General features: G+C 66.9%; 19 protein-coding genes and 1 tRNA gene. 12 read left to right on the top strand and 8 right to left on the bottom strand.

The annotated features are described in order from the left end of the window. Positions 1-119 precede the first annotated feature (119 nt). From adh to HT578_RS11355, 4 genes are all read left to right on the top strand, one after another. On the top strand, positions 120-1,640 hold the full coding sequence (gene adh / locus HT578_RS11370; RefSeq protein WP_213504263.1) for an aldehyde dehydrogenase: 1,521 nt from the start codon (positions 120-122) through the stop codon (positions 1,638-1,640). 322 nt (positions 1,641-1,962) lie between these two features. Beyond that, positions 1,963-2,373 (top strand): DUF779 domain-containing protein, encoded by a 411-nt coding sequence (locus HT578_RS11365; RefSeq protein ID WP_213499524.1) that lies wholly within the window; start codon positions 1,963-1,965, stop codon positions 2,371-2,373. A gap of 169 nt (positions 2,374-2,542) precedes the next feature. Then, positions 2,543-3,694 carry an FIST N-terminal domain-containing protein gene (locus HT578_RS11360; RefSeq protein WP_213499522.1) on the top strand — a complete coding sequence of 384 codons (1,152 nt, stop codon included), beginning with the start codon at positions 2,543-2,545 and terminating at the stop codon, positions 3,692-3,694. 39 nt (positions 3,695-3,733) lie between these two features. Continuing rightward, positions 3,734-5,974: a hybrid sensor histidine kinase/response regulator gene (locus tag HT578_RS11355; RefSeq protein ID WP_213499520.1), complete on the top strand. Its 2,241-nt coding sequence runs from the start codon at positions 3,734-3,736 to the stop codon at positions 5,972-5,974. Between the two features lie 4 nt (positions 5,975-5,978). On the opposite strand, the gene HT578_RS11350 is transcribed toward HT578_RS11355, so the two are convergent. The 5 genes from HT578_RS11350 to pedF form a co-directional block, all read right to left on the bottom strand. After that, a complete protein-coding gene (locus HT578_RS11350) occupies positions 5,979-6,419 on the bottom strand; it encodes an acyl-CoA thioesterase (protein WP_039390419.1) in 441 nt (146 codons plus the stop codon). A 185-nt stretch (positions 6,420-6,604) separates the two neighbouring features. Continuing rightward, a complete protein-coding gene (locus HT578_RS11345; protein ID WP_213499518.1) occupies positions 6,605-7,285 on the bottom strand; it encodes a response regulator transcription factor in 681 nt (226 codons plus the stop codon). An 81-nt stretch (positions 7,286-7,366) separates the two neighbouring features. Then, complete coding sequence (locus tag HT578_RS11340; RefSeq protein ID WP_213499516.1) at positions 7,367-9,115, bottom strand: methanol/ethanol family PQQ-dependent dehydrogenase; 1,749 nt, start codon at positions 9,113-9,115, stop codon at positions 7,367-7,369. Positions 9,116-9,370: 255 nt separating this feature from the next. Beyond that, the gene (locus tag HT578_RS11335) at positions 9,371-10,198 is read right to left on the bottom strand and encodes a substrate-binding periplasmic protein (protein WP_239026251.1); all 828 of its coding nucleotides are present in this window, start codon (positions 10,196-10,198) and stop codon (positions 9,371-9,373) included. 64 nt (positions 10,199-10,262) lie between these two features. Then, entirely contained in the window at positions 10,263-10,706 is a 444-nt protein-coding gene (gene pedF / locus HT578_RS11330) for a cytochrome c-550 PedF (protein ID WP_213499512.1), read from the bottom strand. Between the two features lie 175 nt (positions 10,707-10,881). On the opposite strand from pedF, the gene HT578_RS11325 reads away from it, so the two are divergent. From HT578_RS11325 to HT578_RS11305, 5 genes are all read left to right on the top strand, one after another. Further along, positions 10,882-11,862, top strand: a complete 981-nt coding sequence (locus HT578_RS11325) for a PQQ-dependent catabolism-associated beta-propeller protein (RefSeq protein WP_213504261.1) — start codon at positions 10,882-10,884, stop codon at positions 11,860-11,862. Between the two features lie 125 nt (positions 11,863-11,987). Further along, positions 11,988-13,385, top strand: a complete 1,398-nt coding sequence (locus tag HT578_RS11320; protein ID WP_213499510.1) for a porin family protein — start codon at positions 11,988-11,990, stop codon at positions 13,383-13,385. A 143-nt stretch (positions 13,386-13,528) separates the two neighbouring features. Further along, the gene (locus tag HT578_RS11315) at positions 13,529-15,592 is read left to right on the top strand and encodes a TonB-dependent receptor (protein WP_239026250.1); all 2,064 of its coding nucleotides are present in this window, start codon (positions 13,529-13,531) and stop codon (positions 15,590-15,592) included. A 4-nt stretch (positions 15,593-15,596) separates the two neighbouring features. Then, positions 15,597-16,115, top strand: coding sequence for a cytochrome b (locus tag HT578_RS11310; protein ID WP_039390425.1), 519 nt, complete (start codon positions 15,597-15,599; stop codon positions 16,113-16,115). A 183-nt stretch (positions 16,116-16,298) separates the two neighbouring features. Continuing rightward, complete coding sequence (locus tag HT578_RS11305) at positions 16,299-17,354, top strand: DUF5694 domain-containing protein (RefSeq protein ID WP_213499508.1); 1,056 nt, start codon at positions 16,299-16,301, stop codon at positions 17,352-17,354. A gap of 33 nt (positions 17,355-17,387) precedes the next feature. Here the strand turns inward: HT578_RS11305 and HT578_RS11300 are convergent, their stop codons facing one another. Both HT578_RS11300 and HT578_RS11295 read right to left on the bottom strand, forming a co-directional pair. After that, positions 17,388-18,350, bottom strand: a complete 963-nt coding sequence (locus HT578_RS11300; protein WP_213499507.1) for a quinoprotein relay system zinc metallohydrolase 1 — start codon at positions 18,348-18,350, stop codon at positions 17,388-17,390. Continuing rightward, positions 18,347-19,120 (bottom strand): quinoprotein dehydrogenase-associated SoxYZ-like carrier, encoded by a 774-nt coding sequence (locus HT578_RS11295; RefSeq protein ID WP_213499505.1) that lies wholly within the window; start codon positions 19,118-19,120, stop codon positions 18,347-18,349. Before HT578_RS11295 ends, HT578_RS11300 begins: the two co-directional genes overlap by 4 nt. Before the next feature lie 95 nt (positions 19,121-19,215). Between HT578_RS11295 and HT578_RS11290 the strand changes: the two genes are divergently transcribed. Next, complete coding sequence (locus HT578_RS11290) at positions 19,216-19,794, top strand: rhodanese-like domain-containing protein (RefSeq protein ID WP_213499503.1); 579 nt, start codon at positions 19,216-19,218, stop codon at positions 19,792-19,794. Positions 19,795-19,962: 168 nt separating this feature from the next. Here HT578_RS11290 and HT578_RS11285 read toward each other — a convergent pair whose 3' ends face one another. Then, entirely contained in the window at positions 19,963-20,580 is a 618-nt protein-coding gene (locus tag HT578_RS11285; RefSeq protein ID WP_213499501.1) for a c-type cytochrome, read from the bottom strand. On the opposite strand from HT578_RS11285, the gene HT578_RS11280 reads away from it, so the two are divergent. Further along, positions 20,572-20,775: a hypothetical protein gene (locus HT578_RS11280; protein WP_213499499.1), complete on the top strand. Its 204-nt coding sequence runs from the start codon at positions 20,572-20,574 to the stop codon at positions 20,773-20,775. The genes HT578_RS11285 and HT578_RS11280 overlap by 9 nt on opposite strands. A gap of 86 nt (positions 20,776-20,861) precedes the next feature. After that, positions 20,862-20,948: transfer RNA gene (locus HT578_RS11275), tRNA-Leu, on the top strand. Positions 20,949-20,970: the final 22 nt, after the last annotated feature.

Genomic DNA, 20,970 nt, shown 5'->3' with positions numbered 1-20,970 from the left:
TCCGATCCCCGACCAAGGTCTATCGTCCCATGGTACAATTGGCTCTGGCGGCCCTGCGGCCCAATGTGGCCTTCCAAAAATCGCGCAAGAGCGATGTGGTCACGTTTGGAGATATGGGGATGCTGGAGCAGGCCATGAGCAAGTTCTCGGGTGAATCGCTGATCCGGGACAAGTTCGACAATTTCATCGGCGGCAAATGGGTCGCGCCCGTGAAGGGGCAGTACTTCGACAATGTCTCGCCCGTCACCGGACAGGTGGTGTGCCAGGTGGCGCGCGGTACGGCCGAGGACATCGAGCTCGCGCTCGATGCCGCGCACGCGGCGAAGGACGCCTGGGGGAAAGCCTCCTCGACCGAGCGCTCCAACACGCTGCTGAAAATCGCCGACCGGCTGGAAGCCAACCTCGACAAGCTCGCGCTGGTCGAGACCATCGACAACGGCAAGCCGATCCGCGAGACGACCGCGGCCGACGTGCCGCTGGCGATCGACCACTTCCGCTACTTCGCGGCCTGCGTGCGCGCGCAGGAAGGCTCCATCGGCGAGATCGACCACGACACCGTGGCCTATCACTTCCACGAGCCGCTGGGCGTCGTGGGCCAGATCATCCCGTGGAACTTCCCGCTGCTGATGGCGGCCTGGAAGCTTGCTCCGGCGCTGGCGGCAGGCAATTGCGTGGTGCTCAAGCCCGCCGAGCAGACCCCGATGTCGATCCTCGTGCTCGCCGAGATGATCGCCGACATCCTGCCCGCGGGCGTCCTCAACATCGTCAACGGCTTTGGCGTCGAGGCGGGCAAGCCGCTCGCCACCAACAAGCGCATCGCCAAGATCGCGTTTACCGGGGAGACGACCACCGGCCGCCTCATCATGCAGTACGCGAGCGAGAACCTCATTCCCTGCACGCTCGAGCTGGGCGGCAAGAGCCCCAACATCTTCTTCGAGGATGTGATGGCGCAGGACGACGATTTCCTCGACAAGGCGCTCGAAGGCTTTGCCATGTTCGCGCTCAACCAGGGTGAGGTCTGCACCTGCCCGAGCCGCGCGCTGGTGCACGAATCGATCTACGATGCCTTCATCGAGAAGGCGATCAAGCGGGTCGAGGCGATCAAGTTGGGCAGCCCGCTCGATCCCGCCACGATGATCGGCGCACAGGCCTCGAACGACCAGATGGAGAAGATCCTCTCCTACATCCAGATCGGCAAGGACGAGGGCGCCAAGGTCCTCACCGGCGGCGAACGCGCGCTCCACGAGGGCGACATGGCGCAGGGCTACTACGTGCAGCCCACCGTGCTCGAAGGCCACAACAAGATGCGCATCTTCCAGGAGGAGATCTTCGGGCCGGTGCTGTCGGTGACCAAGTTCTCGACCGAGGAAGAGGCGCTCAGCATCGCCAACGACACGCTCTATGGCTTGGGCGCCGGTGTCTGGACCCGCGACGGCACGCGCGCCTACCGCTTTGGCCGTGGCATCCAGGCCGGGCGAGTGTGGACCAACTGCTACCACATGTACCCCGCCCACGCGGCCTTCGGCGGCTTCAAGCAGTCGGGCATCGGGCGCGAGAACCACAAGATGATGCTGGACCACTACCAGCAGACCAAGAACCTGCTTGTCAGCTACAGCCCCAAGGCGCTCGGCTTCTTCTGATCCGAACGTCCTGGGCAAGCCCCCCAAGGAGCCCTGCAGAGCTCCGCTCCCGGCGCCCATCTCTCACTCCACCAGTCCAGTGGCGCCGGGTCTCTCGGGTCGGTGGATGGCCCTCGGGTCATCCACCGTCTTTTTTTAGAGGCGAAGAAGAAGAGGGATTTTTCAAGGGGCCATCGCCCCTTGACCCCCAAACGGGCAACCTCACCTTGCTCCCGCAACGGTGCGGGTGTCAGGTGAGCAGGACGGGTTTGGGAGCCCGAGGGCGATGGCCCTCGGAATTGTCTCTTTCCTTCTTCGGGACCGTAACGAAGGGAGCGCAGCGATGACCGACACGACACCTCCCCCGCGCATTTGCGCAACCGCTGAGGCCGAGGACTGGATACTGCGCCTGCGCGCGCAGCATGGCCCTCTCATGTTCCACCAGTCGGGCGGGTGCTGCGATGGGTCGGCGCCGATGTGCTTTCCGGCAGGCGAGTTTCGCGTGGGCGGGCAGGACGTACGGCTGGGCACGCTGGTGGGCGATACCCCGGTCTGGATCGGGGCGGCGCAGTTCGAATACTGGCGCCACACGCAGGTGACCATCGATGTCGTGCCTGGGCGCGGTTCGGGCATGAGCCTGGAGGCGCCCGAGGGAGTGCGTTTCGTGATCCGCAGCCGTGTTTTCACCGACGCGGAAAACGCTGCGCTCGAAGCCGCCGGTGCGCCGCCGCGCGGCGATGCCGCAGTGTCCTGAGGCAGGGCCGTGTGCGCACTTGCGCCATGTCGCAAATTCCTTGGCCTATGGGCTTTCCCGGCGTAAGACTAAGGTCTGCAAAACGATTGCACGGCACCTTTGCGGGCCGCGCAGGGTTGCAAGGGCCTCCCACCGAACGAGGAGGTCCGATGGGAGAAATAGTCAAGGCATGCAGATCCAGCTGGAGCATGGCGATACGCCCCTTCTGACCTGTTCCTCGCGCGCGGCCGATGTGGCCAGCGTCGTGGCCGATCTTGCCGCCGCTGTCGGCACGATGGAGCTGGCGGGCGCGCTCCTGTTCTGCTCCAACCGTTTCCCGCGCGATGAACTTGCCAAGGCCTTGCGCGAAGGGCTGCCCGGCGTGCCCCTGATCGGTTGCACCAGTGCAGGCGAACTGACCGACCGGGGCTACGACACCGAAACCGTGGTGCTTGTCGGCTTTCCGGCGGAGAGCTTTTCGATGGTATCGCTGCGCTTCGATGCGCTCGACCATTTCGACCCGCAGGAAGCGCAGGGCGCGATCCGCCAGCTGGTGGCCGGGGCACGGCTCGACCATGCCGCGGTCCAGGACGTGCACCAGGTCGCGCTTTTCTTCGTCGATGGGCTCTCGCACCGCGAGGAACTGCTCACGATGACCGCGCAGCACGCGCTGGGCGACATCCAGCTGATCGGTGGGTCGAGCGGGGATGGCCTCTCCTTCAGCGAGACCGGCGTGTTGCACGAAGGGCGTTTCCATGGGGACTGCGCGGTGATCGCGGTGCTCACCAGCCGCCGCCCGATGCACGTCTTTTGCGAAAGCCCCTATCGGCCCGGCCCCGCGCGCATGGTCATCACCGAGGCCGATCCCCAGACGCGCACCGTCTACGAGATCAACGCCGCGCCCGCCGCCGAGGAATACGTGCGCCTCACCGGCCAGACGCCCGATGCGCTCGATGCGCATTTCTTCGCCGCGCACCCGCCCATGGTGCGCACGGGCGGGCAGTACCACGTGCGCTCGATCCAGTCGGCCAACCCGGACGGTTCGCTCACCTTCTACTGCGCCATCGACACCGGCGTCGTCCTCACCATCGGCGAGCCGATCGAGCGCATTGCCTGGATGAACGAGCTGATCGGAAAGGTGTCCCAGCGCATTGGCACGATCGATCACGTGACCGGCTTTGACTGCGTGCTCAACCGTCTGGACGCCGAGGACCGCCAGATCGTGCGCGAACTCTCCCGGCTCTACGTCGACAACAAGATCATCGGTTTCAACACCTATGGTGAGCAATTCCTCGCAGCGCACATGAACCAGACCTTCAGTGGTCTGGCGATAGGGCGCTGAGCCAGGACGGGAGACACAGGAGCGGGAGAGAGACCGGCCATGCTGCGCGAAAAGTCGGGGGAGACACCGGCGCCGGGGGCGAAGGCCCTGGAGGAGACGACCGAGGACCGGGACGCCGAACTGGCGCGGCTGCGCACGCGCGTGAAGCAGCTGGAGAAGATCAACGCCGCGCTGATCGACCGGGTGGAGCGCTCGACCGACCTGCAGGGCGGGGCCTTCTCGATGTTCGAGACGGCGATCTCGCTCGAAGCCATGGTGCGCGACCGCACCGGCGCGCTGGAGATCGCACTGGAGCGCCTGAACACGGTCAACGCCGAGCTTGCCCAGGCCCACGCCGATGCGACCGCCGCGCGTGTCCTCCTGCGCGATGCCATCGAATCGCTTTCGGATGGTTTTGCCCTGTTCGACGATGAAGACCGGATGATCCTGTGCAACCGGGCCTTCCTGAAGATCTTTCCCTACTTCGAGGCGATCTCGGACCGCGCGCCGGAATTCTCCGAACTGGCCTCGCGCGTGGCGCCCGAGCGCTGGCTGAAGGACCGTGTGGCGCAGCATCGCCGCGCGCAGGGCGCGCATGTCCAGGCGCTCTCGGACGGGCGCTGGATCCAGATCAACGAGCTGCGCACCAGCCAGGGCGGGACCGTCGGGATCTACACCGACATCACCTCGGTGAAGGCCGAGGACGCGCGCCAGCGCGCGCGCGAACTGGCCGAACGCAACCTCGCGCTCCAGGCAACGCTCGACACGCTGTCCGAAGGCGTGTGCCTGTTCGATCAGACCGGTCACCTCCAGGCCTGGAACGAGGGTGTGCTTGCGATGCTGGGCCTCGAAGGCGAAGCCGGCGAAGGGGCACCCGAGATCGAGAATCACGAGATGCTGCGCAGCTGGTGCCTCGAACGCCAGGAGCTCGACCGGGCCGAGGCGCTCGACTGGCGCGAGGAGGGGGAGGCGCGCTCGCTCGGCCAGCTGGAGACGATGTGCATGATGGGCGAGCGCCACGTCGTGATCCGCTCGGTTCCGCTCAAGAACGGGGGCATGGTCTTCACCTTCGACGATGTCACCGACCATGTCCGCTTCCAGCGCTCGCTGACCGAGACCGCCGAGACGCTGGAGCGGCGCGTGGAGGAGCGCACCGCCGAACTGGTCGAGGTCAACCGCCAGCTGGTCGATGCCAAGAACGAAGCCGAGACCGCCAACCGCTCCAAGACGAGCTTCATTGCCTCGGCCAGCCACGACCTGCTCCAGCCGCTGAACGCGGCGCGCCTGTTCGTCTCGGCGATGGACGGCATGGCCATGCCCGAACGCGCGGCGAGCCTTGTCCAGCAGGCCTCGACGGCGCTCGATTCGGTGGAAGAGCTGCTGGAAGCCCTGTTCGAGATCTCGCGCCTTGATGCGGGCGCCGTCCAGCCCGAGATCCAGCCGCTGGCGCTCGACCCGATCCTGACGGCACTGCGCATCGAGTTTGCCCCCCTCGCCCAGGCCGGGGGGCTCGAGTTCGCCATCCCCGAGACGGACCTGTGGGTGCGTTCCGACCCGCGCCTCTTGCGCCGGGTGCTGCAGAACTTCGTCTCCAACGCGATCCGCTACACCGAAGTGGGGCGTGTCTGCGTGGAAGTCAAACATACGAAGGACGAAGTCAGCGTGCGCGTGCGCGATACCGGGCCCGGCATTGCGCAAGAGGACTGCGCGCAGATTTTCGAGGAGTTTCGCCGGGTCGGCAAGACGCAGAAGATCCCCGGCAAGGGCTTGGGCCTGGCCATCGTGCGCCGCGTGACGGCGGTGCTGGGCCACGCCATCGAACTGGAGACCGCGCCCGGACAGGGGGCCTGCTTCACGATCCGCGCGCCGCGCTGCGCGCCCGAAGCGCGCGCGCCCGAATTGCCCGCCAGCGCGCAAGGCACGCGTGCGGAGGAAGGCGGGCTGGTGCTTGTCGTCGACAATGACCCCGCGATCCTGCGCGGCATGGAGGCGCTGCTGGAGAACTGGGGGCTCGATGTCGTGGCGGTCCCCGACCCCGGCGATCCGGCGGCTGCGGCCGCGCTGGAGCAGGGGCCCGTGCTGATGATCGTCGACTTCCACCTCGACGAGGGGCGCACGGGCGACGAGGCGGTGGCGCTCCTGCGCGGCCAGACCGAACGCGAGATCCCCGCGATCCTCATCACCGCCGACCGGGGCGACGAAGTGGCGGAACTGGCCGCAGGGCAAGGGCTGCCCGTGCTCAACAAGCCCGTGAAACCGGCACGCCTGCGCGCACTTCTGCGCCAGCTCGACGTGCTCTGAGCGCTCAGGTCAGCGCGGCGAAGGCGGTGCGCCAGTCCTCGGGCAGCGGGGTCGGGCGGCGGCATTCCCGGTCGACATAGACGTGGGTGTAGTGCGCTTCGGCGGCAGGCGCGTCCTCGCCCGCAACGAAGAGGCCGAGGTGATAGGTGACGCTGGAGGAACCGAGCCGCGCCACGCGAAGGCCCACCTCCAGCTTCTGCGGGAACTGTACCGAGGCGGCATAGCGGCACCCTGTCTCGACGACGAGCCCGATGGGACCTGTCGGCGCTTCGCTTTCAAGGTCGAGCAGGCCCGCCTCGATCAGCCAGGTGTTCACCACCGTGTCGAACCACGAATAGTAGACCACGTTGTTGGCGTGGCCGTAGATGTCGTTGTCGCGCCAACGCGTGGCGACGGGGACAAAGGCGCGGTAGTAGGCGCGCTCGCGCAAGGGTTCACGGCTCATGGGAGGGGGCTACCAGCCAGGCGGCCGAAGGCAAAGAGGATCAGAATAGATTATCCGAGGGCCATCGCCCTCGGGCTCCCCGAACTGTCCACCTCACGGTGCGCGCGCCGCCGTAGCCGAGAAAGGTGAGGTCGCCGATTCCGGGGTCAAGGGGCGATGGCCCCTTGGAAAAATCTTCTTCTTAACTACCCGCGAAAGCCGATCTTTCCGGCCATGATCACGGCCTGCGTGCGCGAGAAGACGTTCATCTTCTGCAGGATTGCGGAAACGTGCGCCTTCACCGTCGTCATCGAGACGTCGAGTTCGTAGGCGATCTGCTTGTTGAGGCGGCCCGCGACGAGGTGGCCCAGGACCACGCGCTGCTGGGGGGTGAGCGTCTCGATCCGGGCGCGGATCATGTCTTCCTCGGCGGCCTGGGTCTCGTCGCATTCGAGTTCGGGCATGTAGATTTCGCCCGAGAGGACAAGTTGCAACGCCTCGACGATGGCCGTGCGCTTGAGCGACTTGGGCACGAACCCGGCGGCCCCTGCGGCCAGCGCATCGCGCACCACGTTGCGGTCGGTCACGCCCGAGACCATGACCACGGGGGTGGCCGGAAACCGGTCGCGCAGCGCCTCAAGGCCGGAGAGGTGCGAGACGTCGGGAATGTTGAGATCAAGGAGGACAAGGTCGACATCGTCGGCTGTGTCCAGCGCCTGGAGCGCGCTCTGCAGGCTGTCGGCTTCCAGGATTTCGCAGGTGGGAAAGGCGTCGTCGAAGATCGAGCGCAGGCCATCGCGCACAAGCGAATGATCGTCGACGATCAGGACCTTGTCGGGGCTCGTCAGTCCGCCCATTGCGCGTTCCATTCCTGCCAGTGCGTTCATGTTCCTATCCCGGGGAGGGAGGGAGCGCCAGCCTCGGGATGATCCCTTGTGCCAGCGCTCCGGTTACTGTTCTGTTGCGTCTTACTTGGGCAGCTTGAACACCCAGAGCATGCCGCCCTGGCTGATGTCCTTGAAGGTCTTGGCGACTTCGCCGCCCCACAGCGGCACCGCGCCGCCCCAGCCCGACATCACCGCGACGTACTGTTCGCCGTCCTGCTCCCAGGTGACGGGCGAGCCGACCACGCCTGAGCCAGTCTGGAACTTCCAAAGCTCCGTGCCGGTCTTGGCGTCGAAGGCCTTGAGGTAGCCCTCGGGCGTGCCGGTGAAGACGAGGTTGCCCTTGGTGGTCAGCACGCCGCCCCAGAGCGGGGCTGCGTTCTTGTATTCCCACACGATCTTGCCGGTCTTGGGGTCCATGGCGCGCAGGGCCCCGATGTGGTCCTCGGCAATCGGCTTGATGGTGAAGCCCGCACCCAGGTAGGCTGCGCCCTTCTTGTAGGCGATGGGCTCGTTCCAGATGTCCATGCCCCAGTCGTTGCTGGGGATGTAGAACAGGCCGGTGTCCTGCGAATAGGCCATCGGCATCCAGTTCTTGCCGCCCAGGAACGAAGGCGAAGAGAACACGACCTTGCCCTTCTCCGCGCCGCTCGGAGCGCCGGGGCGGCCATCGCCGATGTAGTTGGGGCGGCCGGTCTTGAGGTTGATGCCGTCAGCCCAGGTCGTCTGCATGACGAACTTGTGCGCGCCCAGAAGCTTGCCGTTGGTCCGGTCGAGCACGTAGAAATAGCCGTTGCGGTCGGCCTTGGCGCCCAGCTTCATCGGCTTGCCGTTCATCGTCGCATCGAACGGGATGAACTCGTTCACGCCGTCAAAGTCCCAGCCATCGTGCGGGGTGGTCTGGTAGTGCCACTTGATGACGCCGGTGTCGGCGTCGATGGCGAGCGTCGAGGAGGTGTAGAGGTTGTCGCCCGGACGCAGGTGGCTGTTCCAGGGCGCCGGGTTGCCGGTGCCGAAGTAGAGGAGGTTGGTGCCCGGATCGTAGGTGCCGCCCAGCCAGGTGGCGCCGCCGCCGGTCTTCCACAGATCGCCTTGCCAGGTCGCGTTGAGCTTGCCGGTCATGCCGTTGGGCTGGCCGTTCAAGGTGCCCATGTGGCCTTCGATCACGGGGCGTTCCCAGACCAGCTCGCCGGTGTCGACGTTGCGGGCCTGGACCGCGCCGACCACGCCGAATTCACCGCCCGAGTTGCCGGTGATGACCATGTCCTTGACGATCAGCGGGGCGGCGGTGGCCGAATAGCCTTCCTGATAGTCGGCGGTCTTCTTGTTCCAGATGACCTTGCCGGTCTCGCGGTTGAGCGCGATCAGGCGCGCGTCGAGCGTGGCAAAGATGATCTTCTCGCCGTGGATCGCGGCGCCGCGGTTGACGACGTCGCAGCAGGGCATGATGCCGTCGGGGAGGCGCGCGGTGTATTCCCACTTCTTCTCGCCGGTGCGCGCGTCGAAGGCGAACAGGCGCGAGTAGGAGCCGGTGACGTAGATGGTGCCGTCATAGACCAGCGGCTGGGCTTCCTGCCCGCGCTGCTTCTCTCCGCCGAGCGAGGCGGCGAAGACGGGGACGAGCTTGCTGACGTTATCGGAATTGAGCGCGTCGAGGCCGGAGAAGCGCTGCTGCCAGGGACCCATGCCGTAGCTCAGAACGTCGCCCGCGCTGGCCGCGTCGTTCATCAGGTCGGAGCTGGTGGGCCCATGGTGGTCGGCCAGCGCCGGGGCTGCGACCAGTGCGGTGGCGGCCGCAAGGCCGGCCAGAAAATGTGAAAAACGCCGCTTCATCCTATCCCTCCGTTATTGGGGTGACCTCGCCGGGGATTCGTTGCTCGGGATGTGCCCCCATGATCTCCGGTCGTCGGCGGTCAGCCTAGACCTCGCAGGGGCGCAAACAATTGCACCTTGGGATGAGGGGTATGGCGATTGGGTGTGCGCCAAGTCCCGGGAAAGTCCCGATTCCGAAGCGGTCGGATGGTGTGCGGGAGGGTTCCGGGACGGTTCGGGGGGCGCCGGTCGCAGTCGGCACCCCCGTCCCCCCGTTCACGCTGCGCTCTGGCTCGCCAATGCGGGCTGCCAGTTCACACCGTGCCTGGAAAACAGGGCGGCCATCCGGCCATCGGCGATCATCGCGTTCATCTCGTCCTCGAGCGCGAAGCCGAGTGTGCGCGAGTTCTCCTTGACCGCGATGCCGATGTCCCAGCCGGGTGAAAGCATCATCGGCAGGGGCCCATGGCGTTTTCGGATGCCCGCTTCGGGCGCGTCGGCCAGGGCGGCCTCGATCTGCGCGCGGCTGGCCACTGCGAAGTCGGCTTCGCCCGTGCCGAGCGCGGAGATCGCCTCATAGCCGGTGCGTTTGTGGACGAGGTCGCTGGCCAGGACCCCTCCGGCATGGCCCAGAAGGTAGAAGTCGGGGATCGAATCGAGTTCGGCCGCGATCGGGTGGCCCTTGAACTGCGCAGGCACGACCTCGCAGTTGCCCGCATCCGGGCTGCAGGCCGCGCCGAAACTCTCGCGGTAGTAGGGCGCCATGAAGGCGACGTTGTCCTCCTGCTGCATCAAGGTGCGGTCGAAGGGGACGTGGAGCATGACATCGCAGGGCTGGAAGCCGAGCAGGCCCCCGCGCCAGACCACGTTGCGCAAGTCGTCGGAGACTTCCTCGTCGGCGATGAACAGCGCGATGTCGGCGCGAAGGCCCAGGCTTTCGGCAAGCGCGCGGGCAAGGTCGGCATCGATCCCGGCAGGTGTGCCAGCCTCATCCCAGGACCAGGGCCGGTTGTCGGTGTAGAGCCCGACGCGCAGCACGCCGGCCTCGCGCACCTTGGCAAGCGGGGCGGCCCACAGCGACGAAGGCCGCAGGGCCGCTGGCATGGCCAGCGCCCCTGCGGCGGCGAAAAGGCTCTTCAGGAGAGTCCTGCGACCACTCTCCATCGGTTTACTCGTCGGTGTACTTGGTTTCGAGCCAGGCGCGGATCGCCCAGCCTGCCTTCTGGCCGAGTACCTCGCCGAAGGGTGGCATGTAGACTTTGCCGTCGTGGCTGGAGCCGTTGCGGAAGCGCTCGACGAACCATTCATCGCCCGAGGGGCCGGGTTCGAGGTAGCGCAGGTCCGGGGCGATGCCGCCCGAAATGGCTTCGAGGCCATGGCAGCGCGCGCAGTTCTGGCCATAGGCGCTTTCGCCGATGGCAATGGCTGTCGCGTTGCCGGAATAGGGGTTCTCCGCCATCCAGGTGTCGTTGCCGCCCTCGATGTCGGGCAGGGCCGAGGTGTCGACCGCCTGGGGGGTCACGTTGCCGTGGGCCAGCAGGCTGGTGCCTGCGGTAAGCGAAGCAATGGCCGCCGCCGCGATCAGGGCCGCGCGGCCTGTACGTATCGTCATGGTGTCAGTCATCCTCTGCGACCTCAGGGCTCGGTCAGGCGTCCCCGAATGGTGTCCATGATCTAGCGCAAGCCTTTAACTTTCCCCAATTGGACCATGGTACAAGACCAAGGTGCAATGGGCCCGGGGCGCGCAAATGCCTAGGTTTGCAAGGCAAATGGAGAGGATCATGGACATGTCAGCCCGCCGCGCGTTCACAGCGTTTCTGACCCTTGGAACAGCGCTTGCCGCGAGCGCCCCGGCAAGCGCGGGCACGCGCGTCTATATCAGCAACGAGCGCAGCTCGACGGTCTCGGTCGTTGACCTGGAGAGCCGCGCGATCGTGGCTGAATGGCCGGTCGGCCAGCGCCCGCGCGGGATCGTGCTGACGCGCGATGGCAAATATCTTCTCATCTGCGCGAGCCTCGACAATGCGGTCGAGGTGCGCGACCCGGCAACGGGCGCGCTCGTGCGCACGCTTCCCTCGGGCGCGGACCCCGAGCAGTTCTTCCCGGCCTTCGACGGGCGCTACCTGTTCGTGGCAAATGAGGACAACGCGGCGGCAACCGCGGTCGATCTGGTGGAAGGCAAGGTCGCCTGGCAGGTTGCGGTGGGCGAGGAGCCCGAAGGCATCGCGCAGAGCCCGGACGGCACATGGCTGCTCGTGACGAGCGAGGAGGACAACACCGTCGCCTGGGTCGATGTCGCCAGCCACGAGGTCCGCCTGGAAATGGAGACCGACGCGCGCCCGCGCCATGTCGAGTTCACGCCCGATGGCACACAGGTCTGGATCGGGGCGGAAATGGCGGGCACGGTCCACATTGCCGATGTTGCGACGCGCACGATCACGCGCACCATCGCCTTCGCGCCGCCGGGAGTGCCCGCCTACAAGGTCATGCCCTGCGGCATCCGCTTCACGCCCGACGGCCGAACCGCCGTGGTGGCGCTGGGACGCGCGAACGCGGTGGCCGTGGTCGATGTCGCGAGCGGGGAAGTGCGCGGCTATGTCCCCGTGGGCGAACGCCCTTGGCACCTGGCGATCCTGCCCGATGGCGGGAGCGCGCTGGTCGCCAACGGGGCGAGCGACACGCTGTCCCTCATCGACATTGCGATGCGGGAGGTCATCGCCACGATCCCTGCCGGAAAAGGCCCCTGGGGCGTCGCGCTGGGCCACTGAGGGCGCGGTTTGCACCGAACCGGGTCAGTTCGTCCCAAAGTCCAATTTCGCACATTCCCATCCGCTCCCATGCTGAGAACAGTCGCAGGAAAAGACGACACATAAACCTCAGGAGGGGATGAACGATGATCGGCAAGATCATGCTGCGCAGCACCGCTGCGCTGGGGGCTATCGCCATGTCCACGACGCCGGTCTTTGCCGGTACGGGCGAGACCCTGCTCAAGCGTCTGCATGAAAAAGGTATCCTGACCGACGAGGAGTACAACGAACTCCTCGCCGAAGAGGCCACCGAGGCCGAGACTACGCCTGCTCCGGCCGTGGCCGTGCAGGGCGGCGAGGTCGACACTGGCCTTCTCGTCAAGCGCACCCAGAGCGGCATCGGCTTCGAGGTCGGTCCGGCCACGATCCAGTTCGCAGGCTCGGTCAACGGCTTCTACGTTCACGACAATCCCGATACGCCCTCGGCCACCACCCCGGTCGTGGGCGGCATCGCCAGCGTGGGTACGAAGAATTCGAGCGCGGTGCGCAACGGCCTTCTTCCCGGCTTCCTGACGGTCTCGGTCTCCACCCAGCAGGCAGGCTGGGACATCAACGCCTTCTTCGGCCTCTACCCCGGCATCAACTCGGCCGCCTGGGGGACGCTGGGCGCCAACAACGGCGGCCAGCCCACCGCGCTCGCCACCTCCGGCATCGACGCGCGCCAGACCTACATGAGCTTTGGCCGCGCGAATTTCGGCACGGTCAAGCTGGGCCGCGACATCGGCCTGTTCGGTTCCGACGCGATCCTCAACGACATCACGCTGCTCTCCTCGGGCTCGCCCGGAGGCAACGTGGCGCCCGCCAATACCACACTGGGCCGCATCGGCTCGGGCTACATCTACACCGATTTCCAGCCGCAGATCACTTATACCAGCCCCAAGCTGGGCGGTTTCCAGGCCGCAGTCGGCGTGTTCCAGCCGCTCTCCTCGCTGACGGGGCCGGCGCAGGCCAACTCCGAGCCCGGCTTCCAGGGCAAGCTCACCTACGACGGCCAGTTCGGCGGCGTGGGAGCGCACCTGTGGGCATCCGGCATCACCCAGAAGCACGACATGCTGACCGGCGGCGATTACACCGGGCGCGGGCTCGACATGGGCGCCAAGGTCACGGCGGGCCCCATCGCGGTGACCGGCTACTACTACACCGCCAAGGGTCTGGGCACGACCGTGCTGGGCCTGTTCGACACCGACGCGCAAGGCAACCCGCGTTCGAGCGATGGCTTCTACGTCCAGGGCCTCGCCACCTTTGGCAAGTTCGCGGTGGGCGGCAGCTATGGCGAGAGTTCGCTTGATTTTGCCAACCCGGCCGACGCGCTCGCCAACCCGGACCTCGTCAGGACCAACTCCAGCTATGTCGGCCAGGTGCGCTACAGCCTGACCAGCTGGGTGACGCTGATCGGCGAGTACATCCACTCCAAGGCCGAGGCCCATTCGGGCAACGAGGCCGAGAGCGATGCGCTTGCCATGGGCGGCATCCTCTTCTTCTAGGCGCTTTCCCCGAGGCACCACCGAACCGGGGGCGCTGTGCGTCCCCGGTATCTTCCCGGAAGGCCGGTTGTCCGCAGGACAGGTCTTCCGGGACCACATTGTCCCGACATATCCCCCCTCGTCACCCGGAAAAGGTCGCAGCCATGGATGACTTCACTCCCAAGCGGCGCGCGCGCGCTGCGCAGATGGCTGCCAGCGCGCTGGCGCTGGCCCTGCTTGCCTCCACGTCCCTTTCCTCGCCTGCCCACGCCGAGGATGCCGACGACGCCGCGTTCGCGGGCGAGATCCTCGTCACCGGGCGCGGTCTTTCCGAGACGCCCGGACGCCCGGCCTATTCAACCCGCACCCTGGAACGCCGGGACATCGTCTCGTCGGCCTCGGGCCGGGCCGAAGACGTGCTCTCCTCGGTCGCGGGCTTCCAGCAGTTCCGCCGCGCGGACAGCCGCTCGTCCAACCCTTCCGCGCAAGGGGTGACCTTGCGCGCACTGGGCGGCAACGCCACCAGCCGCGCGCTCGTCCTCCTTGACGGTTTGCCGATGGCCGATCCCTTCTTCGGGTATATTCCGCTCACCGCGCTTTCGCCTGACACGCTGGGCGCGGTGCGGGTGACGCGCGGCGGGGGCTCGGGCCCCTTTGGCGGCGGCGCGCTTTCGGGCACAATCGAACTGGAAAGCGCAGGTGCAGAGCAGCTGGGCCTCCTCACCGCCAGTGCACTTGGCAACCAGCGCGGCGAGAGCGAGCTGAGCGCAGCCATCGCGCCCCAGCTGGGCAGCGGTTTTGCGGTCGTCTCGGGCCGCTGGGACCGGGGCAAGGGCTTCTGGACGACCCCGCGCGATCAGCGCGCCGAGGCGAGCGTACGGGCGCGCTACGAATCCTGGTCGCTGGGCCTGCGAACCGTCGTCCCGATCCGCGAGGACGTAGAGCTCCAGGCGCGCGGCCTGATCTTCCGCGACGATCGCACCTTGCGCTTTGCCGGCGCCGATAGCGCGAGTGAGGGGCAGGACGCGAGCCTGCGTCTCGTCGGGCGCGGCGCCTGGCAGTTCGACGCGCTGGCCTATGTCCAGGCGCGCAATTTTGCCAACACGGTCATCTCCTCCAGCCGCTTCACCCCCGTGCTCGACCAGTACAAGACCCCGGCGACGGGGATCGGCGGCAAGTTCGAGCTGCGCCCGCCCGTAGGCGATGCGCACACGCTGCGCCTGGGGACCGACTGGCGGCGCTCCTCGGGCACGATGAACGAGATCGCGATCAGCGCCTTTTCGGGCAACGTGACCGAGCGGCGCCAGGCGGGCGGGGTGAACAGTGACCTCGGGTTCTTCGCCGAGGACGACTGGCGCCCCGGCGCGCTCACCCTTACCGGAGGCGTGCGCGCGGATCGCACGGTCATTGCGGGCGGCTATTACGCCACGCGCGATGCGCAAGGGACGCCGACCGGGCGCACCGACTACGCCAGGCAGGCGGACTGGACGGTGACTTGGCGTAGCGGCGCGCGGCTGGCGCTGAGCGAGGCGCTGGCCCTGCGGGCGGCGGCCTATTCCGGCCTGCGCTTGCCCACGCTCAACGAACTCTACCGGCCCTTCGTGGTCTTTCCTGTGGTCACTGAGGCCAACGCGCAGCTGCGCAGCGAGAGGCTGGAGGGCTACGAGGCCGGGCTCGATCTGACGCCCATGTCAGGGATGACGTTCACGCTGACCGCCTTCGACAACCGCGTGAAGCACGCCATCGCCAATGTCACGCTGGCGCCCAACGTGCGCCAGCGCCAGAACCTGCCTGCCATCGCTGCGCAGGGGATCGAGCTGGGCGCGCATCTGGCGCGCGGGATCGTGCGGTTCGACGGTTCGCTGCTGTGGAACGAGAGTAAGGTGGATGGGCAGGGCGCCTCGGCCGATCTGGACGGCTTGCGCCCTTCGCAGACCCCGAACTTCGTCACTTCGGCCACGCTCGGGCTGGAGCCGAAGGAGGGGTGGCGGATCGCGGCCACGCTGCGCCATGTCGGCGCGCAGTACGAGGACGACCGGGAAAGCGACGTGCTGCGCGCGGCCACAACGCTCGATCTCTTCGCGCAGGTTCCGCTTGGCGGGAAGGCCAGTCTGGTGCTGCGCGCCGAGAACGTGACCGACGAAACCATCGTGACGCGCAACCAGGCAGGGTCTATGGATACAGGTGTGCCCCGCACGCTGTGGGCGGGGCTGCGTTGGGGGATGTGAGGACATGGGGACCGTACGGTACAATGCAGGTGCGCGCACGCTGCACTGGCTGATTGCGCTGCTGATTATCGCCAATATCGCAGGGGGCCTGCTGCACGAGCCGCTGGACGGGGTCATCTCGATCATGCCGCTGCACAAGGCGGTGGGGATGAGCGTTCTGGTGCTCTCGCTGGTGCGGCTGGGCTGGCGCATGGCCTGGACCGCGCCCGCCTATCCCGCGACGATGACACGGGCCGAAGTCGGCCTTGCGCATCTGGTCCACGTCGTGCTCTATCTCTTCATGATCGCGATGCCGCTGACGGGCTGGATCATGTCTTCGGCCAGTCCCTATCCGCTGACCTGGTTTGGCCTGTTCGACATCCCCCGCCTGCCGGTGGTGAAGGACAGCCTGCTCGCAGGTCTGGGGCACGAAGCGCACGAGATCGGCGGCTACCTCCTGATCGCGCTTGTCGCCGGCCACGCCCTTGCGGCGCTGCGCCACCATTTCATGCTCAAGGACGATATCCTCAAGCGCATGCTCTGAACGGTGATCGCCATGTCAGCGATTGCATAAGTGATTGCATCTCAACTTTTCTTGTCTGCTCCGGTGGCGTTGACTTAGGGTGTCGCACCGGTGCCGGTCGTGACCTGACCGACGCTCCGCGTCATTGGCGGCGCGCGCCGGGGGACGCGCAGATCCGGCGAGCGACAAGGAGAGTGCGAGGACGTGATTTTCCAGGCCATGACGGCGGCCCTGCTGGCCGCCCTTCTGCCCACGACGGCCCTGGCGCAGATAGCGGATATCCGCAGCTACTCATCGGTCCCGCCCGAAAAGCTGACATCCATCATGGTTCTGGGAACGCCGCATCTCAGCGCTCTTGAGGATGTCACCCCCTCGCACGTCAAAACGGTCGTCGACCAGATTGTGGCCGCGAAGGCGCGCGTCATCGGCATAGAGCGACTCTCGGCGCTCGAGATCGTGACCATGCAGGCAAGTCCTCTCCTCGCACCGGCGCTCGAGCAGTTCGTGGGCCCCACGTTGCTGAAAATCGCCGCTGCCGCCCAGTCCCGCACGGGCATGGGCGCTCTCGAAGCGGCGGAAGTGACCTCTGCGTGGACGAGCGGGTCCGCAGGTCTGACGCAGGAGGAATGCCTGGAGCGGCTGGACATTGCCCTGGCTGCCTATCAGCCCGAAACGGCCCTGCTCTATCGCGAACGCATCGCTGCGGACGCGCTCGACCAGGAAGCGGCGCGCTATCTCGACACGCAGCGTACCTCGATGAACGAGCGGGTGAGCGTGGCCTTGGCCGCGGCCAGAAAGCTGGGCCTTGCGAAACTCTGGTCGATCGATTCGCACCTGGACAAGCGCCTGATCCTGCCCCGAATGAAGGAGCTCCAGGCCGCCTTTGCCAAGGCGCCGCCGGTCACGCAGATGCCCCATTTCGTGGAGCAGGAAGAGATCACAGATCGCGCTATCACAAAGGGCGACCTCCTGCCTGTCTATTGCCATATCAACGCGCAGAGCTTTGGTGCTGCGGATGTGCGCGGGCAGTTCGACTTGCCCAATCGCCTGGAGTTCGAGGGCGATATGGGCCGTATCCGGGAGGCCGCCTGGGATGAGCGGAACCACCGCATCGCCGCCCATGTTCGCCACGCCAGCGCCTCGGCCGTCGGCGGGGCGATGGTCGTGCTGATCGGGGTGGGCCACAAGCCGTTCCTCGACGAACTTCTCCTCACCAGCCTCGACAGCACCACGCAAGGCGAAATCCTCGCCTGCGATTGACGCCTGCCCGCCGGAGACCATGTCCGGGACTTTTCAGAGGGCGGGGAGCAGCTCGGCCTCAAGCGCGGGGTAGAGATGGCTGACGCTGCGCTCCAGTTCATAGCGCGCGGCCTTGAGCGGGGCGAAGCGGGGCGGGATCTCGGTGTATCCGGCCTCCACCATCGACAGGCCGCGGGTCACGGCTTCGCGTAAGAAGCTCTCCAGCCAGTCCAGCCAGTCACGGGTCTGCGCGATGGCGCGTGCGCCCGTATCGGGCGGGCCATGGCCGGGCAGGAGCTGCCGGTGGGAGAGCGCCTGCAGTGTTTCCAGCGCCCGGCGCCAGCGATCAAGGTCGGCGTGCGGCGTGGACGGCGCACGGTCGTGGAAGACGAGATCGCCGGCAAGCAGCGTGCCCGTAGCATGGTCGAGCAGGGCCAGATCGCCCCCGCTGTGCCCGTCCAGCGCCAGGAGCTGGAAGGTGCGTCCTCCAAAGGTTACTTCGCCCGCGGCCACATCGCCCCGGGGCAGCGCGATCTGGGTGCCCTTCATCCAGTCGGCAAGCAGGCGGTACATGGCATCGGAAAACCCCTCCACATCGCGCAGCAGGCCCTCGCGCGTGGCGGGAAGGGCATGGACGATGGCGGGATCGAACGCGGCCGCGCCCATCGCGTGGTCGGGGTGGAGGTGGCTGACATAGACACGCGCGACCTCCCGCCCGGTCGTGCGACGGGCCAGCGTGGCGAGCGCCGTGCCATGGGCGAGCGAGACTCCCGGATCGAACAGCACGGTGCCCGCATCGGTTGCCAGGAACGCGCTGTTGGCAATGGCGCCGCCGTTCTTGAACAGGATCGGCGCGTCAGCGCCGCGCACCATCCAGACACCATCGCCGATTGCCTCGGCCCGTGGGGCATAGCTCCCGGCGAAGACTTCGGCTCTGGCAAGAGCGGGGGCAAGGGCAGGGGCGAGCGCGGGGAGGGCCATCGCCCCGGCCACCATCGTGCGGCGCGAAAGGGTCATGGCGTGGGGCCTTCGATCCTGGCTTCGAACTCGCGGCCCGAGGTGTCGCGCGCGATGACCCGGTAGCGCGCTTCGCGCCCGGCCAGGAGCAGCGTGAAGGCCGGGTCCTCGGCCACCGCGCCCGAGACGGCGACATGGGCACGTTCGCGCCCGTCCTCGCCCAGCACGCGCAGCGTCTCCAGATTGTAGGCGGGAATGTTCTCGACAAGCCCTGTGTCCATCGGGTGGCGCAAGGTCAGGCGCAGGCGCGTGTCCTCGCCTTCCGCCCAGGTTTGCCCGCGCATCTCGCCCAGGTGTTCGGCCCAGTCGCCCTTCACCCGGCTGACCGGCGGGGCCGAGCAGCCTCCGCCTGCCGCATCGATCCACTGCCCCGCGACATGCCAGGTGCCGTCCCGGGTCTGCACTGCGGCGCGTACCGGGGTGCGCTGGTCGAGCTTGATGCGCGTTGCCAGGAACGAACGCGCGGCCAGCGGGCGGTAGTCGATGGCAAGCGGGATCGGGTTGAGATCGGCGAAGATCAGCAGACGGGTGACATCGGGCAGGGCGCGCGCATCGACCATGACCGGGAAGATGCGCTGGTTCTCGGCAATGCCCGGGATCGCGAGTCCCACCTGCGCATCGAAGACGACGCGCGCGCCTGCGAAAAGGCGCTCGGCATGATAGGTCCACATCGGTGAGCCGAGCGGATCTGTGGGCAGGTCCGTTGCCGTTGCCGCACGGGCCGGGGCGACCTGGCCCATGAGGGCCGAGAAAAGAGCAAGGCGCTTCATACCAATGGGCAATGTAGGCAGGCGCAGGGCCTTCCCATATTGCACCTTGGACCGAGACGGGAGGCACGATGGCAAGGCACGCGTGGCAAAGGGGAATGGCACTGGGCGCGCTGGCCCCGGCCCTGCTGACGCTGGCCTGTGCGCCCTTGCCCGGTCGGCCTTCGCCCGAGCGTGCTTTGTCCGAAGAGGGCCTGTTCGATGCCGAGGGCTACCGCACCGCGCGCTTCCGAGCCCCGGTCACGCGTGATCCCGCTCCGGCACGGCGTATGGCCGAGGTGGAGGTGCTGGCGTTGCAGCCGGGGCGCGATGCGCTGTTCCTCGATGTGCTGCCCGTGACAGGCGGCTGGCGCGATCCGGCGACGGGGCGCTGGCACCTTTCCGAACCCCACCGCAGTGTGCCCGGCGCGCACTGGCACCCGGAAACGGGGCGCAGTCCGCCTGATGCACGGCTCTGGGAGGCCCTGCGTGGTGCCATTGCCGAGGCGCGGCGCGAGGACGCGCACTTGCCCGTCATCGTGTTCTGCCGCTCGGATTGCTGGATGAGCTGGAATGTTGCCCGTCGCCTTGCGCGCGAGGGCGTGGGACAGGTCTACTGGTACGAGGAGGGCATCGAGGGCTGGCACGCGGCAGGCCGTGATCTGGTGGAGGTCACGCCGTTGACAGTGCCGCCCTGAGCCTGAAGGAAGCAGGAAGGCCGGTCCGAGGGCCATTGCCCTCGGGCTCCCCGAACCGGGCAACCTCGCCTTTCCTGCGCTGCCCTGGCCGAGAAAGGCGAGGTCGCCGATTCCGGGGTCAAGGGGCGATGGCCCCTTGAATAGGATCCTCTTCCCTTGTCCTTCTTCTCAGCGCAGCTTCTTCAGATAATCGATAATTTCCTGGCGCTTGGCTGCGTCCTTGATGCCGGGAAAGCTCATGCGGTTGCCCGGGACCAGCTTGCGTGGGTTCTCCAGCCACTGGTGCAAGGTGGCTTCGTCCATGGTGAGCCCCGCGTTCTTGAGCGCGTCCGAATAGGCGAAGCTGCCCTGGCCCATCGGGTGGCCGAAGGTGCCGAAGAGGTTGGGCCCCAGCTTGTCGGGCGCGCCTTTCTCCGCGTTGTGGCACACCGCGCAGCGCCCGAAGGCGGCGGGCGGGCCGGCTGCGGCTACAGGTTCCGGGCTTGGTGTCGGCGCAGGTGCGGGTTTGGGTGCCGGGGCGGCCTTGGTCTCGGTGGGCGTGGGAGTTGGGCTCGGCTCCGGGCTGGCCTCGGCTTGCGGGGAGGGGCTTTCGCTCGGCTGGCTGGCGGGCGGGCTGTCCGGTTCGGCCGGGCTCTCGGGCAAGGTCGCGCTTGCGCTGGGTTCCGGCGTGGTCGGAGCCTCGCTCTGCTCGCCGCCCGAACAGGCGCAGAGGGCCAGCGCAAGACCAAGGCCAAGGGCGATGGACGAGGTCCCAGGGCCTCGCGAATGGGCGCGTGGATGACGCATGGCGAAAAATTCTCCCCGTTCATGATCTTTGCGCAGGGTTTCGCATGGAAGGCGCGGCGTCCGATATTGCACTTTGGTCCGCATCACTGCGGCTGCCTGAAACTTTTTTTGCGCGCCGAATTTCAACTGAAATGGCGGAAATGCGGGAGTTTTTGCCATGCGGGTGCGGTGGGAGCGCAGGCGCTGCAAAAATAATCGAAACGAATCACTTGCCGGGTCCGGAAAGCCTTGCTAGGGGCGCGCTCCTGCCGAGGGACGCTTTCAAAAGCTCCTCTGATTTAGCGGTCGTGGCGGAATTGGTAGACGCGCAACGTTGAGGTCGTTGTGGGCGAAAGCCCGTGGAAGTTCGAGTCTTCTCGACCGCACCAGGCAGATTTCTGAAAAGAAACG

Source organism: Novosphingobium decolorationis (assembly GCF_018417475.1).
Taxonomy (GTDB): Bacteria; Pseudomonadota; Alphaproteobacteria; order Sphingomonadales; family Sphingomonadaceae; genus Novosphingobium; species Novosphingobium decolorationis.
The sequence above is the reverse complement of the archived record's forward strand: the minus strand, read 5'-3'. Positions and strand labels throughout refer to the sequence as shown.

Excerpts from the sequence above, each read along its gene's own strand:
- HT578_RS11320 (WP_213499510.1), top strand. The coding sequence starts at position 11,988 with ATGATCGGCAAGATCATGCTGCGCAGCACCGCTGCGCTGGGGGCTATC.
- HT578_RS11290 (WP_213499503.1), top strand. The coding sequence starts at position 19,216 with ATGGCACTGGGCGCGCTGGCCCCGGCCCTGCTGACGCTGGCCTGTGCG.
- HT578_RS11310 (WP_039390425.1), top strand. The coding sequence starts at position 15,597 with ATGGGGACCGTACGGTACAATGCAGGTGCGCGCACGCTGCACTGGCTG.
- HT578_RS11360 (WP_213499522.1), top strand. The coding sequence starts at position 2,543 with ATGCAGATCCAGCTGGAGCATGGCGATACGCCCCTTCTGACCTGTTCC.
- adh (WP_213504263.1), top strand. The coding sequence starts at position 120 with ATGCTGGAGCAGGCCATGAGCAAGTTCTCGGGTGAATCGCTGATCCGG.
- pedF (WP_213499512.1), bottom strand. The coding sequence starts at position 10,706 with ATGACGATACGTACAGGCCGCGCGGCCCTGATCGCGGCGGCGGCCATT.
- HT578_RS11280 (WP_213499499.1), top strand. The coding sequence starts at position 20,572 with ATGACGCATGGCGAAAAATTCTCCCCGTTCATGATCTTTGCGCAGGGT.
- HT578_RS11285 (WP_213499501.1), bottom strand. The coding sequence starts at position 20,580 with ATGCGTCATCCACGCGCCCATTCGCGAGGCCCTGGGACCTCGTCCATC.
- HT578_RS11295 (WP_213499505.1), bottom strand. The coding sequence starts at position 19,120 with ATGAAGCGCCTTGCTCTTTTCTCGGCCCTCATGGGCCAGGTCGCCCCG.
- HT578_RS11365 (WP_213499524.1), top strand. The coding sequence starts at position 1,963 with ATGACCGACACGACACCTCCCCCGCGCATTTGCGCAACCGCTGAGGCC.
- HT578_RS11350 (WP_039390419.1), bottom strand. The coding sequence starts at position 6,419 with ATGAGCCGTGAACCCTTGCGCGAGCGCGCCTACTACCGCGCCTTTGTC.
- HT578_RS11315 (WP_239026250.1), top strand. The coding sequence starts at position 13,529 with ATGGATGACTTCACTCCCAAGCGGCGCGCGCGCGCTGCGCAGATGGCT.
- HT578_RS11340 (WP_213499516.1), bottom strand. The coding sequence starts at position 9,115 with ATGAAGCGGCGTTTTTCACATTTTCTGGCCGGCCTTGCGGCCGCCACC.
- HT578_RS11335 (WP_239026251.1), bottom strand. The coding sequence starts at position 10,198 with ATGCCAGCGGCCCTGCGGCCTTCGTCGCTGTGGGCCGCCCCGCTTGCC.
- HT578_RS11355 (WP_213499520.1), top strand. The coding sequence starts at position 3,734 with ATGCTGCGCGAAAAGTCGGGGGAGACACCGGCGCCGGGGGCGAAGGCC.
- HT578_RS11345 (WP_213499518.1), bottom strand. The coding sequence starts at position 7,285 with ATGAACGCACTGGCAGGAATGGAACGCGCAATGGGCGGACTGACGAGC.
- HT578_RS11300 (WP_213499507.1), bottom strand. The coding sequence starts at position 18,350 with ATGACCCTTTCGCGCCGCACGATGGTGGCCGGGGCGATGGCCCTCCCC.
- HT578_RS11325 (WP_213504261.1), top strand. The coding sequence starts at position 10,882 with ATGTCAGCCCGCCGCGCGTTCACAGCGTTTCTGACCCTTGGAACAGCG.